This window comes from Microbacterium sp. NPDC089186, from assembly GCF_040685115.1.
GTDB lineage: Bacteria > Actinomycetota > Actinomycetes > Actinomycetales > Microbacteriaceae > Microbacterium > Microbacterium galbum.
Window position 1 is genome coordinate 507,889 of the sequence record NZ_JBFBHJ010000003.1, and the last position, 13,220, is coordinate 521,108.

The window sequence follows — 13,220 nt, forward strand, 5'->3', positions numbered from 1 at the left end:
GCACCGCCCTTCGAATGAGAAAAGGGGGCCGCCGCAGCGACCCCCTCCCCCGTGATGCGTCCGGGACTCAGCCCTCGATGATCTCGATCTGCCGGAACAGATCGGCGCCGACGGACTCGCGCATCGCACCGAGGATCTCGTCGGGAACCGGCGAGTCCACCGTGAGCACCGACAGCGCGCGGCCCGTGGCATCCTGGGCCGCCACCTGGAGACCCGCGATGTTGATGCCGGCCTCACCGAGCTTCTGGCCGTAGATCGCGACGATGCCGGGGCGGTCGGCGTAGCGCATGACGATGTGGTGCTGCTCGATCGGCACCTCGATGTCGTAGCCGTTGATCGCGACGACCTTGGGCACCATGCGAGTGCCGGCGAGCGTACCGGCCACCGTGAGGGTCGAGCCGTCCGCGAGGGTGCCGCGGAGGATCGTGATGTTGCGGTACAGCGGGCTCTCGGCCTCGACGACCAAGCGCGCCTCGACGCCGCGCTGCTCGGCGAAGAGCGGGGCGTTCACGTAGGACACCGTTTCACTGACGATCCGACTGAAGTAGCCCTTCAGCGCCGCGAGGCGGTAGACGCTCACGTCGTACTGCGCGAGCTCTCCGCGCACCTCGATGTCCAGGCTCGTGAGCGCGCTGTCGGCGAGACCGCTGAAGAACTGACCGAGCATCTCGACCAGGGCGATACCGGGACGCACGAACGGGTCGATCGCTCCCCCGGCGACGTTCACGGCATCCGGGACGAGGTCGCCCTCGAGGGCGAGCTTGACCGAACGGGCGACGGAGACGCCGGCCTTCTCCTGCGCCTCCTCCGTGCTGGCCCCGAGATGCGGGGTGACCACGACGTTCGGAAGGTCGAGGAGCTTGCGGGCGGGGCCGCCCTCGGCGGGGGGCTCGGTCGAGAAGACGTCGAGGCCGGCCCCCGCGATCTCGCCCGAGGTGAGGGCGTCGAACAGCGCCTCTTCGTCGATGAGGCCGCCGCGCGCGACGTTGATGACGTACGCGGAGTTCTTCATGCGGCGCAGCTGCTCGGCGCCGATCATGCCGGTCGTCTCGGGCGTCTTCGGCATGTGGATCGTGACGAAGTCGCTCTGCTCGAGGAGTTCGTCGAGCGAGACCAGCTGCACGCCGAGCTGCTGCGCACGCGCGGCCGTGACGTAGGGGTCGTACGCGATGACGCGCATGTCGAATCCCTGAAGGCGCGCGGCGATGAGGGCGCCGATGCGTCCGAGGCCGATGATGCCGATCGTCTTCTCGAAGAGCTCGGTGCCGGTGAAGGAGCTGCGCTTCCACAGGCCCTGCGCGAGAGAGGCATGCGCGGCGGGGATGCGGCGCGCGAGGCTCAGCACATGGCCTACGGTCAGCTCGGCGGCCGAGATGATGTTGGAGGTCGGGGCGTTCACGACCATGACACCTGCGGCGGTGGCCGACTTGATGTCGACGTTGTCGAGGCCGACCCCGGCGCGGGCGACGACCTTGAGCGAGGGAGCCGCGGCAAGCGCCTCGGCATCGATCTGGGTGGCCGAGCGCACGAGCACCGCGTGCGCGTCGGCGAGGGCCGAGAGCAGCGCGGGGCGGTCGGTCCCGTCGACGTTGCGCACGTCGAAGTCGGGGCCGAGCGCGTCGATCGTGGCGGGAGAGAGTTCTTCGGCGATGAGCACGACGGGCTTCGTCACGGATGCGTCCTTCGAAACGGTGCTGGGGACCGGCGCGCACCGCCGCGCACCGCCGGCGCGAACCGGGCGCACGACCCGTGCGGGCCGTGTGTCAGCCTAGCGCGGCCCCGCGACGGCGCCCGACCGTATGACGCCGGACGCCTCGGCCCATCGACGACGGCGACGCACGGGCTCGCGCGGCCCCTCGGTCACGCCGCAAGGCGGCATCTCCCGGCGGCTCGGCTTCGGCCCACGGTTCGGGATGCCGGCGCGACGACGTCATGCCGCGGGCGCACGAACGGATGCCGGCACGACGACGTCACGCCGCGGGGCGCCCGATCGGACGCCGGCACGACACCGCTTCGCCGCGGGGCGCACGGCCGGAGACCGGAGTCGCCCGCCTCAGCCCCCGTAGAGCCCGTACGACGTCGCTCCGTAGCCGACGATCGCGAGCCAGAACGCCGCCGAGAGGGTGAGACCCGCGAGCATCGCCAGGGCGAACTCCCCCGCCGCGCGGCGCGCACCGATCGCGAAGGCGACGGCGAACGCGAGCAGGGGGAAGACGATCGGGAGGATGTAGACCACCCACCCGAGGGTGTTGAGACCCAGCGGACCGGTCGCCTGCGTGATGAGCAGCGCGACCGCGCTCCAGACGACGTAGGCGTAGAACAGCCCGAAGAGGCCGGCGATGGCCACGACGACCCATGTGGGCAGGACGCGCGTGCGCGTGGCGGTGCTCATGCGAGTGCTCCCACCGACAGGAACGGCCAGGGGACGAGCAGCACGATCCCCACGATCAGCAGCAGGAATCGCTGCCATGTCCGCCATGCACGGGTGAGCACCAGGACCGCCACGAACCACACGAGCGGGGCCAGCACGGCTCCCGCGGTGAGGGCGATCACCGTGACGTCGGGGATCGGCAGCCCCAGGCTGCGCAGTCGCAGACCGGCGAGGAGCCAGCCGAGGGCGAAGAGCAGGAACGTCGCGGCGACCATGCCGATGCCCACGAGACCGACGTTGCCCAGCGGCGCCGAGGAGTCGGCATCCGCGTCGTGGTCGTCGACGGCCGGCCCGGCGTCGGCGGGGTCGTCGTGCACCGCGGATGCCGCCACCTGCGGAGTCCGCGACGCCGACCTCGCGGCGGGCTGCAGCGGCTCCGGCTCGGCCGCCGGCTGCAGCGGCTCGGGCTCGCTCGACACGGGCTGCACGGGATCCGACGGTCGCACCTCGGTCGCGCGCTTCTCGCCGACGTCGAGGGTCGGGTCGTCGTCACCGCCCCACGAGAGGGCGTCGTCATCGCGCGGAGTGCTCACGGTTCCACGGTAGCGGGCTCCCCCGCGGCCGGGTCGCGCCCCGCCGATCACGCCGGGTGCGCGGCATCCGGAACCGAAGACGTCCCGCCGAACGGCGAACGCCCCGCGGCCGGAGCCACGGGGCGTTCGAGACGATCGGGAGATCAGCGCGCAGCCGAGCCCTCGACGTAGTCGCTGTCCTGCTGCTTCCACGCGAAGAGGCCGCGGAGCTCCTTGCCGGTGGCCTCGATGGGGTGACCCTGCTCCTTCTCGCGGAGCTCGAGGAACTCGGGGGCGCCCTTGTCCTGGTCGGCGATGAAGCGCTCGGCGAACGCGCCCGACTGGATGTCGGCGAGGACGGCCTTCATGCTCTCCTTGACGTCGGGCGAGATGACGCGCGGGCCCGAGACGTAGTCGCCGTACTCGGCGGTGTCGGAGATCGACCAGCGCTGCTTGGCGATGCCGCCCTCCCACATGAGGTCGACGATGAGCTTGAGCTCGTGCAGCACCTCGAAGTACGCGATCTGCGGCTGGTAGCCCGCCTCGGTGAGGGTCTCGAAACCGGCCTGCACGAGGTGGCTCATGCCACCGCAGAGCACGGCCTGCTCGCCGAAGAGGTCGGTCTCGGTCTCTTCGGTGAAGGTCGTCTTGATGACGCCGGCGCGGGTGCCGCCGATGGCCTTCGCGTACGAGAGGGCGGTGTCCCAGGCCGAGCCCGAGGCGTCGCGCTCGACGGCGATGATGTCGGGGATGCCGCGGCCGGCGACGTACTCGCGACGCACGGTGTGGCCGGGGGCCTTGGGGGCGACGAGGATGACGTCCACGCCCTCGGGGGCGTCGATGTAGCCGAAGCGGATGTTGAAGCCGTGCGCGAAGGCGAGCGTCTTGCCCTCGGTGAGCTTGTCCTTGATCGAGTCGGCGAAGATGGAGCGCTGGTGCTGGTCGGGCGCGAGGATCATGATGAGGTCGGCCCACTCGGCCGCGTCGGCGACGTTCTTGACCTCGAAGCCGTCCTCCTGCGCCTTGGCGGCCGACTTGGAGCCGTCCTTGAGGGCGATGACGACCTCGACGCCCGAGTCGCGCAGGTTCTGCGCGTGGGCGTGACCCTGCGAGCCGTAGCCGACGATCGCGACCTTCTTGCCCTGGATGATCGAGAGGTCGGCGTCGTCGTCGTAGAAGATCTCTGCCATGAGGATGTTTCTCCTTGAGTCAGGTCCCTGAGCTTGTCGAAGGGACCGGGGGTTGTGGGACGTATGAAGTTCGGATGTCGGACCCCTCGACAGGGTCGAGGACCGACGGGATTCGGAGAGTCGGACCCTTCGACAGGCTCAGGACCGCCCGGCTCGGGGACCGACGGGGTCAGCCGCGGAGGACGCGCTCGGTGATGCTCTTGCCGCCACGACCGACGGCGAGAAGGCCCGACTGTGCGAGCTCCTTCACACCGAAGGGCTCGATGGCCTTGAGGAACGCACCGACCTTGCCCGAGTCGCCCGTGATCTCGATCACGATGGCATCGGGTGCGTAGTCGACGACCGAGGCGCGGAAGAGGTTCACGACCTCGAGCACGTTCGAGCGGCTGGCGTTGTCGGCGCGCACCTTGACGAGGACGTGCTCGCGCTGGACGGATGCCGCGGGGTCGAGCTCCACGATCTTGATGACGTTGATCAGCTTGTTGAGCTGCTTCGTCACCTGCTCGAGCGGCAGGCCCTCGACGTCGACCACGACCGTGATGCGCGAGAGACCCGGCACCTCGGTCACGCCGACGGCGAGCGATTCGATGTTGAAGCCGCGGCGGGCGAAGAGCCCGGCGACGCGGGTCAGCAGACCCGGCTTGTCCTCGACGAGGAGGCTCAGAACGTGACGAGACATCTCAGTCCTCCTGCTCGTTGAAGGCGGGCGAGTGATCGCGCGCGTACTGGACGTAGCTGTTGCTGACGCCCTGCGGGACCATCGGCCACACCATGGCATCCGCACTCACGACGAAGTCGATCACGACGGGGCGGTCGTTCGTGTCCAGCGCGAGCTGGATCGCGGCGTCGATCTCGTCTTCCTTCTCAACGCGGATCGCGAGGCACCCGTACGCCTCGGCGAGCTTCACGAAGTCGGGGATGCGACGCGTGCCGTGGCCCGTGTTGAGGTCGGTGTTGGAGTGGCGGCCGTCGAAGAACAGCGTCTGCCACTGGCGCACCATGCCGAGGGAGGAGTTGTTGATGATCGCGACCTTGATCGGGATGTCGTTGATGACGCAGGTCGCGAGCTCCTGGTTGGTCATCTGGAAGCAGCCGTCACCGTCGATCGCCCACACGGCGCGATCGGGCTGGGCCACCTTGGCGCCCATGGCCGCGGGGACCGCGTAGCCCATGGTGCCGGCGCCGCCGGAGTTGAGCCACGCGTTCGGACGCTCGTACTTGATGAACTGCGCCGCCCACATCTGGTGCTGGCCGACGCCCGAGGCGTAGACGCCCTCGGGTCCGGTCATCTCGCCGATGCGCTGGATGACATGCTGCGGCGACAGGAGGCCGTCGGTGGTGGGCGTGTAGCCCAGCGGGAACTCCTCGCGGAGGCCGTTCAGGTAGGTCCACCACTCGCTGTAGTCGTGCGGGTGCTCGGCGTCGGCGGCGCGGAACGCGGCGTCCAGGTCGACGAGGACCTCTTTCAGGTCACCCACGATCGGCACGTCGGCCGTGCGGATCTTGGAGATCTCGGCGGGGTCGATGTCGACGTGCACCACCTGGGCGTTCGGCGCGAACAGCGACGCCTTGCCCGTGACGCGGTCGTCGAAGCGGGCGCCGAGCGAGACGATGAGGTCGCTCTCCTGCAGGGCGAGGACGGCGGGGACGGTGCCGTGCATGCCGGGCATGCCCAGATGCTGCTCGTGGGAGTCGGGGAACGCGCCGCGCGCCATGAGCGTGGTGACGACGGGGGCGCCCGTCGCCTCGGCGAGCACCTTCAGCTCCGCCGCCGCGTTGGCGCGGATCGCACCGCCGCCCACGTACAGCACGGGCTTGTGCGCGGTGGCGAGCAGGTGGGCCGCGGCCTGGATCTGCTTGCCGTGCGCCTTGGTGACCGGGCGGTAGCCGGGCAGGTCGATCTTGGGCGGCCAGACGAACGGCGCCTCGGCCTGCTGGGCGTCCTTCGTGATGTCGACGAGCACCGGACCGGGACGACCGGTCGAGGCGATCTCGAAGGCCGCCGCGATCGCGCCGGGGATCTCATCGGCGGTCTTCACCAGGAACGAGTGCTTGGTGATCGGCATCGTGATGCCCACGATGTCGGCCTCCTGGAAGGCATCCGTACCCATGAGGGTGGAGAACACCTGCCCGGTGATGCACACGAGCGGCACCGAGTCCATGTAGGCGTCGGCGATCGCGGTGACGAGGTTGGTCGCGCCGGGGCCCGACGTCGCGATCGCGACGCCGACCTTGCCCGAGGCCGCGGCGTAGCCCTCGGCCGCGTGACCGGCGCCCTGCTCGTGACGGACGAGGATGTGGCGGACGTGCTCGTCGTCCATGAGCGGGTCGTAGACGGGCATGATCGCTCCGCCCGGCAGGCCGAACACATCGGTGACGCCGAGCAGGTCGAGCGAGCGGACGACCGCCTGTGCACCCGTCATCACGGGCGCCGGGGCGGTGCGGGCGGGGGGCCGGGGCACGGCCGCCGTAGGGGAATCGATGGACATGGGAGTACCTCGAGAACCGTAAGAAGGTGAGAAGGGGACGGCCGTCAGCCCGTGACCGCGCCCTCCGCGGCGGAGTGCACGAGCTTGGAGTACTTGGCCAGAACGCCACGGGTATAGCGCGGGGGAAGCGGTTCCCAGCCATCACGGCGGGAACTCAGCTCGGCGTCATCGACGATCAAGTCGAGAGTGCGAGCGGCGATATCGACCCGTATCAGATCACCATCGCGCACGAAGGCGATGGGACCTGCGTCCACCGCTTCGGGAGCTATGTGGCCGATGCACAGTCCGGTTGTGCCGCCTGAGAATCGACCGTCCGTCAAGAGTAGTACATCTTTTCCGAGCCCCGCGCCCTTGATGGCCGCCGTGATGGCGAGCATCTCACGCATGCCCGGGCCGCCCTTGGGGCCCTCGTAGCGGATGACGACCACGTCGCCGGCGGCGATCTCGCCGGCCTCGAGGGCGTCCATCGCGCCGCGCTCACGCTCGAACACGCGGGCGGGACCCTCGAACACGTTGCCGTCGAAGCCGGCCGACTTCACCACCGCGCCTTCGGGGGCCATCGAGCCGTGCAGGATCGTGATGCCGCCGGTGGCGTGGATCGGGTCGTCGAACGAGTGGATGACCTTGCCATCGACCGGGTCGGGGTTCAGGTCGGCGAGGTTCTCGGCGAGCGTCTTGCCCGTGACGGTGAGCGCGTCGCCGTGCAGCAGACCCTCGTCGAGCATCGCCTTCATGATCACGGGGATGCCGCCGTGGCGGTCGACGTCGTTCATGACGTACTGGCCGAACGGCTTCATGTCGGCCACGTGCGGGGTGCGGTCGCCGATGCGGTTGAAGTCGTGGAGGTTCAGCTCGACCTCGGCCTCGTTCGCGATCGCGAGCAGGTGCAGCACGACGTTGGTCGAACCGCCGAGCGCCATGGCGAGGGCGATGGCGTTCTCGAACGCCTCCTTGGTGAGGATGTCGCGCGTGGTGATCCCCTGACGGAGGAGGTTGACGACGGCCTCGCCCGAGCGGTGGGCGAAATAGTCGCGGCGACGGTCGGCGGAGGGCGGGGCGGCCGAACCGGGGAGGCTCAGTCCGAGCGCCTCGGCGACGGAGGCCATGGTGTTGGCGGTGTACATCCCACCGCACGCACCCTCGCCCGGGGCGATCGCGCACTCGATGCGCTTGAGGTCGGCCTCGCTCATCTTGCCCGCGAGACACGCGCCCACGGCCTCGAACGAGTCGATGATCGTGACGTCCTTCTCGGTGCCGTCGCTGAGCTTCACCCAGCCCGGGGCGATGGAGCCGGCGTAGAGGAAGACGCTCGACAGGTCGAGACGGGCGGATGCCATGAGCATGCCCGGGATCGACTTGTCGCAGCCTGCAAGGAGCACGGAGCCGTCGAGGCGCTCGGCCATCATGACGGTCTCGACGCTGTCGGCGATGACCTCTCGCGAGACGAGCGAGAAGTGCATGCCCTCGTGGCCCATGGAGATGCCATCGGAGACGGAGATGGTGCCGAACTGCAGGGGGTAACCGCCGCCGGCGTGGACGCCTTCTTTGGCGCCCTGCGCGAGCCGGTCGAGGCTGAGGTTGCAGGGGGTGATCTCGTTCCAGCTCGACGCGATGCCGATCTGGGGCTTGTCCCAGTCCTCGTCGCCCATGCCGACCGCGCGGAGCATTCCGCGCGACGTGGTGGCTTCGATGCCGTCGGTGACGACGCGACTGCGGGGCTTGATGTCGAACTCGCCGGTGTTCGGATTCTGCGGTGCGGGCATTCTCGAAGTCTATTGCGAGCGGCACGCGCGCGACGCCGCCCGGGCGGTGAACGGTGGATTCATCGTCGAGGGCCGCTGCCCCCGGCGCTCACCCCGCGTGCGCGCTCCGCAATCGGGCGATCCGCTCGAGGACCGCCACGAAGGCCGCGATGTCGTCGACCCGCAGCGTCGCCGCCGTCTCTCCCCCGCCGACGCGCACGCCGAGGTCGCCCGCCCCCAGCGATCGCAGGGCGTCCTCGTCGGTGACGTCGTCGCCGGCGAAGAGCACCGCCGTGGCGCTCACGCGCTCGCGCAGGTGCGCGACGGCCGAGTCCTTGCCCTCGTGCCGGAACGAGAACTCGAGAATGTCGTGTCCGGTGCGCCGTCGCCACGACGGCGCTTGGGCGGCCAGGACGGCGTCGGTCGCCTCCCGCGCGGCGCGGGCGGCATCGGCATCCGCCGTCCGGGTGTGCAGTCCGAGCCCGAACTGCTTGGGCTCGACCCGTGCTCCGGGGAACGCGGCGACGGCGTCGCGGACCTCGGCGGTGAGGCGGTCGCGCAGCGCGCGGTCGTCGGCGTCGTCGTCCGCTTCGACGGCACCGGAGCCCGGCTCCCAGGCCTCGGCCCCGTGCGAGCCCATCAGCCACCACGGAGAGGAGTCGTCGTGCTCCGCGATGACGCGGAGATCGGCGAGCGTGCGGCCGGAGACGAGGGCCACGGTCGTCGCCGGGAGGCCCGCGAGCTCCTCGAGCACCGCGCGGGCGTCCGGCGTCATGCGCGCCGACATCGGCTCGTCGACCAGCGGTGAGAGCGTGCCGTCGAAATCGAGGGCGATCAGCAGCGTCGCGGTCGTCGCGACGGCCTCGACGGAGGCGTCGGCGGCGGTCATCCGGCATCCATCCCTTCATCGATGCGGATCGGGTCGAGCTGCGACCCCGTCATCCGGCATCCGTCTCGTCGATGGGCTCGAGCTCGGGAGCGGAGCCGTCGTCGTCGCGGGTGACCTCGGCGGCGGCCGCAGCGCTGGAGGCCTTCTCGTGGAACACCGAGAGCGCCTCGAGGAAGTCCTGCGACCAGTCCTCGACGTCGTGGTCGCGCACGCGTTTGCGCAACGCCCGCATGCGGCGGCCCTGTTCGGCGGCGGGCATCTCGAGCGCGCGCACGATGGCATCCTTCATGCCGTCGATGTCGTGCGGGTTGATGAGCAGGGCGCTGCCCATCTCGTCGGCGGCGCCGGCGAACTCGCTGAGCAGGAGCACGCCGCGGTTGTCGACGCGGCTGGCCACGTACTCCTTCGCGACGAGGTTCATGCCGTCGCGCAGCGCCGTGACGAGCATGATGTCGGCGGCGAGGAACAGCGCCACCATCTCCTCCCGCGGGTACGACTGGTGGAGGTAGCGGATCGCCGTGTGCGTCGTGGTGTCGTGGTCGCCGTTGATGCGGCCGACGGTCATCTCGATCTCGTCGCGCAGCTGCACGTAGGCGTCGACGCGCTCGCGACTGGGGCTCGCGACCTGCACGAGGGTGGCGTCCTCGACCGTCGCGCGACCGTCTTCGAGCAGTTCGCCCCACGCCTTGAGACGGTGGCGGATGCCCTTGGTGTAGTCGAGGCGGTCGACGCCGAGGAGGATCTTGCGCGGATTGCCGAGACCCTCGCGGATCTCCTTGGCGCGCTGCTGGATCTCCGGCTTCTGCGCCAGCTCGATGTAGGAGTCGGCATCGATCGAGATGGGGAACGCCTTGGCGAGCGCGACGCGCGTCGTCTCGCCCTCGGGGACCAGGATGCCGCTGGCCTTGGTCTCGTACCGCAGCTGTCGGCGCACGGCGCGGGCGAAGTTGCCCGCGTCGGCCACGCGCTGGAAACCGATGACGTCGGCGCCGAGGAGTCCCTCGAGCACCTGCTTGCGCCAGGGGAGCTGAGCGTAGAGGCCGTAGGCGGGGAACGGGATGTGGTGGAAGTAGCCGATGGTGAGGTCGGGGCGCAGCTCGCGCAGCATCTTCGGCACGAGCTGCAGCTGGTAGTCCTGCACCCACACGATGCCGCCGTCGGCGACGACCTCGGCCGCGGCCTCGGCGAAGCGCCGGTTGACCTTGACGTAGGCGTCCCACCAGGCCCGCTTGTAGGTCGGCGCCGCGATGACGTCGTGGTAGAGCGGCCAGATGGTGTCGTTCGAGAAGCCCTCGTAGTAGAGCTCGACGTCGGAGGCCGACAGGGTCACGGGGACGAGGTGCGTGCCCTCGAAGTCGAACGGCTCCACGGTGGCGTCGGCCTGACCGGCCCACCCCACCCAGGCACCCTCGGCGCGGCGCATGACGGGTTCGAGAGCGGTGACGAGCCCGCCCGGCGATCGGCGCCAGCCCTCTCCGTCGGGGGTGCGGTCGACGGGCAAGCGGTTGGCGACGACGACGAAATCGGCCTGGGTCACAGGTCCTCCTCGGGGATCGTCCTCAGGCTAACAGCGGGCTCGGTCCGCGCACGGGGGTGGACGCGATGCGATAAGCGGTGCTCAGGGCGCCCCCGGGTCGAGCGCTGTCAAGGCGCGGCATCCGATCGCCCTCCTCGATAGGTTGGGCGCATGCGGCAGTACATCTTCGGAACCGGTCTCCTCAGCGCCATCACCGGTGGCGTCACGCTCCTGCGCGGCCTCAAGAACGACGAGCCGTTCACCTGGCGCACGGCGCTGGCGTGGCTCAGCTGGGGCATCACCCTGGCGCTGGCGATCGGCGCCGTGGTCGACACCCGCCGCGCGCGCCGCGGCCGCGTCATCGCGGGCGACTCCCCCGTCTCGAAGAAGCAGGACAAGCTGTTCAAGAAGCGCCTGGGTCGCTGACCCCCTGACACCGACGGATGCCGCGGCCGGAGGGTCGTGGCATCCGTCTTTCCGTCTGCGGGTCAGCGGGTGAGGATCAGCGCGTCGCCCTGGCCGCCGCCGCCGCAGAGGGCGACCGCCGCCGTGCCGCCCCCGCGGCGCACGAGCTCGTGGATGGCGTGAACGACGAGGCGGTTGCCCGAGGCGCCGATCGGGTGACCGATCGCGATGCCCCCGCCGTGCGGGTTGACGACGTCGTCGGAAAGCCCGAGTTCGGCCTGCGACCGCGCCACGACCGCGCCGAACGCCTCGTTGATCTCGACGAGGTCGAGATCGGAGGCCGAGAGTCCCTGCTTCTGCAGCGCCTTCTCGATCGCCCGCGCGGGCTGGGCGTGGAGGGAGTTGTCGGGGCCGGCGACCTGCCCCGCGGCGCCGACGACCGCGAGCACGTCCCAGCCGTGTTCGGCGGCGACAGCGCGCGTGGTGACGACGACCGCCGAGGCGCCGTCGGAGATCTGCGAGGCGTTGCCGGCGGTGATCGATCCCCCCTCGGCGAACGCCGGGCGCAGCTTCGCGAGCGTCTCGACCGTGGTGTCGGGGCGGATCCCCTCGTCAGCCGTGACGACGACCGGGTCTCCCTTGCGCTGCGGGATCGAGACGGGCACGATCTCGGCCTCGAACATCCCGTCGGCTTGGGCTGCGCCGGCTCGCTGGTGCGACCGCGCCGAGACGGCGTCCTGCGCCTCGCGCGTGACCTCGTAGCGGGCGTTCGCGCGCTCGGTGGACGCGCCCATGCTCTCGCTGTCGTACGCGTCGGTCAGCCCGTCGTGAGCCATGTGGTCGAGGACCTCGACGGAGCCGTAGGAGTACCCCTCGCGCGAGTTCATGAGCAGGTGCGGGGCGCGGGTCATCGATTCCATGCCGGCGGCGACCACGACGCTCGCGTCTCCGAGGCGGAGCATGCGCGCGGCGTCGATGACCGCGGTGAGCCCCGAGAGGCACACCTTGTTGATCGTGGCGCTGTGCACATTCCAGCCGATGCCCGCTGCGATCGCGGCCTGTCGCGCCGCGTTCTGCCCCGCCCCGGCCTGCAGCACCTGCCCGACGAGCACCGCGTCGACGGCGTCGGCGGGGATGCCGCCGCGCTCGAGCGCCCCGCGGATCGCCGCGGCGCCGAGCTGGACAGCCGTGAGCGGCGCGAGCTGCCCCTTCAGACGACCCTGCGGGGTGCGCGCGGCGGCGACGATGACGACGTCGTTGTCGGTGGTCATGCGTTCTGCTCCTCTGTGAGCTTCTCTGTGCGCTTCTCGGTGAGTCCCACGGTCAGCGGGGGCTGGGTGGAATCCCGCACCTCGTCGACGCTCACCCCGGGGGCGAGCTCGACGAGCACGAGTCCATCCTCCGTCACGTCGATGACGGCGAGGTCGGTGATGATCCGGTCGACCACGCCGCGACCGGTCAGCGGAAGCGAGCAGGAGTCGACGATCTTGGGCGAGCCGTCCTTCGCGACGTGCTCCATCAGCACGATCACGCGGGCGGCGCCGTGCACGAGGTCCATCGCGCCGCCGGGACCCTTGACCATCTTCCCGGGGATCATCCAGTTCGCCAGGTCTCCGGATGCCGAGACCTGCATCGCCCCGAGGATCGCGGCGTCGATCTTGCCGCCTCGGATCATGCCGAAGCTCAGGGCCGAGTCGAAGAACGCGGCTCCCGGCAACGTCGTGACCGTCTCCTTGCCGGCGTTGATGAGGTCGGGGTCCACCGCGTCCTCGGTCGGGTAGGGACCCACGCCGAGGATGCCGTTCTCGGACTGCAGCACGACCGTCACCCCGTCGGGCACGTGGTTGGGGACGAGCGTGGGAAGCCCGATGCCGAGGTTGACGTACGCGCCGTCGGCGAGCTCCCGGGCGGCGCGGGCCGCCATCTCGATGCGGGACAGGGGCATCTCAGTTCTCCTCGGTGACGGTCGAGATCGGCGCGAAGCGGGGCCCCTGACCGCGAGGTCTCCGAGCCTGTCCAGGTCCCTGAGCCTCTCCAGGTCCCTGA

12 protein-coding genes are annotated in these 13,220 nt (G+C 70.3%); 1 reads left to right on the forward strand and 11 read right to left on the reverse strand.

What is annotated here, in order from left to right; genetic code table 11:
* Positions 1 to 67: 67 nt before the first annotated feature.
* From serA to otsA, 9 genes are all read right to left on the reverse strand, one after another.
* On the reverse strand, positions 68 to 1,672 hold the full coding sequence (serA, locus tag AB0N82_RS12700; protein ID WP_363392010.1) for a phosphoglycerate dehydrogenase: 1,605 nt from the start codon (positions 1,670 to 1,672) through the stop codon (positions 68 to 70).
* A 381-nt stretch (positions 1,673 to 2,053) separates the two neighbouring features.
* Positions 2,054 to 2,392: a bacitracin resistance protein gene (locus tag AB0N82_RS12705; RefSeq protein WP_315995467.1), complete on the reverse strand. Its 339-nt coding sequence runs from the start codon at positions 2,390 to 2,392 to the stop codon at positions 2,054 to 2,056.
* Positions 2,389 to 2,964: a DNA polymerase III subunit gamma/tau gene (locus AB0N82_RS12710; RefSeq protein WP_363392012.1), complete on the reverse strand. Its 576-nt coding sequence runs from the start codon at positions 2,962 to 2,964 to the stop codon at positions 2,389 to 2,391. Before AB0N82_RS12710 ends, AB0N82_RS12705 begins: the two co-directional genes overlap by 4 nt.
* Positions 2,965 to 3,107: 143 nt before the next feature.
* Complete coding sequence (ilvC, locus tag AB0N82_RS12715; RefSeq protein WP_315995465.1) at positions 3,108 to 4,133, reverse strand: ketol-acid reductoisomerase; 1,026 nt, start codon at positions 4,131 to 4,133, stop codon at positions 3,108 to 3,110.
* Between the two features lie 169 nt (positions 4,134 to 4,302).
* The gene (gene ilvN, locus AB0N82_RS12720) at positions 4,303 to 4,812 is read right to left on the reverse strand and encodes an acetolactate synthase small subunit (RefSeq protein ID WP_315995464.1); all 510 of its coding nucleotides are present in this window, start codon (positions 4,810 to 4,812) and stop codon (positions 4,303 to 4,305) included.
* Position 4,813: 1 nt separating this feature from the next.
* Complete coding sequence (locus AB0N82_RS12725; RefSeq protein WP_363392015.1) at positions 4,814 to 6,622, reverse strand: acetolactate synthase large subunit; 1,809 nt, start codon at positions 6,620 to 6,622, stop codon at positions 4,814 to 4,816.
* Between the two features lie 44 nt (positions 6,623 to 6,666).
* On the reverse strand, positions 6,667 to 8,385 hold the full coding sequence (gene ilvD, locus AB0N82_RS12730; protein WP_315995462.1) for a dihydroxy-acid dehydratase: 1,719 nt from the start codon (positions 8,383 to 8,385) through the stop codon (positions 6,667 to 6,669).
* An 88-nt stretch (positions 8,386 to 8,473) separates the two neighbouring features.
* The gene (otsB, locus tag AB0N82_RS12735; RefSeq protein ID WP_363392017.1) at positions 8,474 to 9,253 is read right to left on the reverse strand and encodes a trehalose-phosphatase; all 780 of its coding nucleotides are present in this window, start codon (positions 9,251 to 9,253) and stop codon (positions 8,474 to 8,476) included.
* 49 nt (positions 9,254 to 9,302) lie between these two features.
* Complete coding sequence (otsA, locus tag AB0N82_RS12740) at positions 9,303 to 10,790, reverse strand: alpha,alpha-trehalose-phosphate synthase (UDP-forming) (RefSeq protein WP_363392019.1); 1,488 nt, start codon at positions 10,788 to 10,790, stop codon at positions 9,303 to 9,305.
* A 150-nt stretch (positions 10,791 to 10,940) separates the two neighbouring features.
* Here otsA and AB0N82_RS12745 point away from each other — a divergent pair, with 150 nt between their 5' ends.
* Complete coding sequence (locus tag AB0N82_RS12745) at positions 10,941 to 11,195, forward strand: hypothetical protein (protein WP_315995459.1); 255 nt, start codon at positions 10,941 to 10,943, stop codon at positions 11,193 to 11,195.
* 62 nt (positions 11,196 to 11,257) lie between these two features.
* Here AB0N82_RS12745 and AB0N82_RS12750 read toward each other — a convergent pair whose 3' ends face one another.
* Both AB0N82_RS12750 and AB0N82_RS12755 read right to left on the reverse strand, forming a co-directional pair.
* On the reverse strand, positions 11,258 to 12,445 hold the full coding sequence (locus AB0N82_RS12750) for an acetyl-CoA C-acetyltransferase (RefSeq protein WP_363392021.1): 1,188 nt from the start codon (positions 12,443 to 12,445) through the stop codon (positions 11,258 to 11,260).
* Positions 12,442 to 13,119 (reverse strand): CoA transferase subunit B, encoded by a 678-nt coding sequence (locus AB0N82_RS12755; RefSeq protein WP_363392023.1) that lies wholly within the window; start codon positions 13,117 to 13,119, stop codon positions 12,442 to 12,444. Before AB0N82_RS12755 ends, AB0N82_RS12750 begins: the two co-directional genes overlap by 4 nt.
* Positions 13,120 to 13,220: the final 101 nt, after the last annotated feature.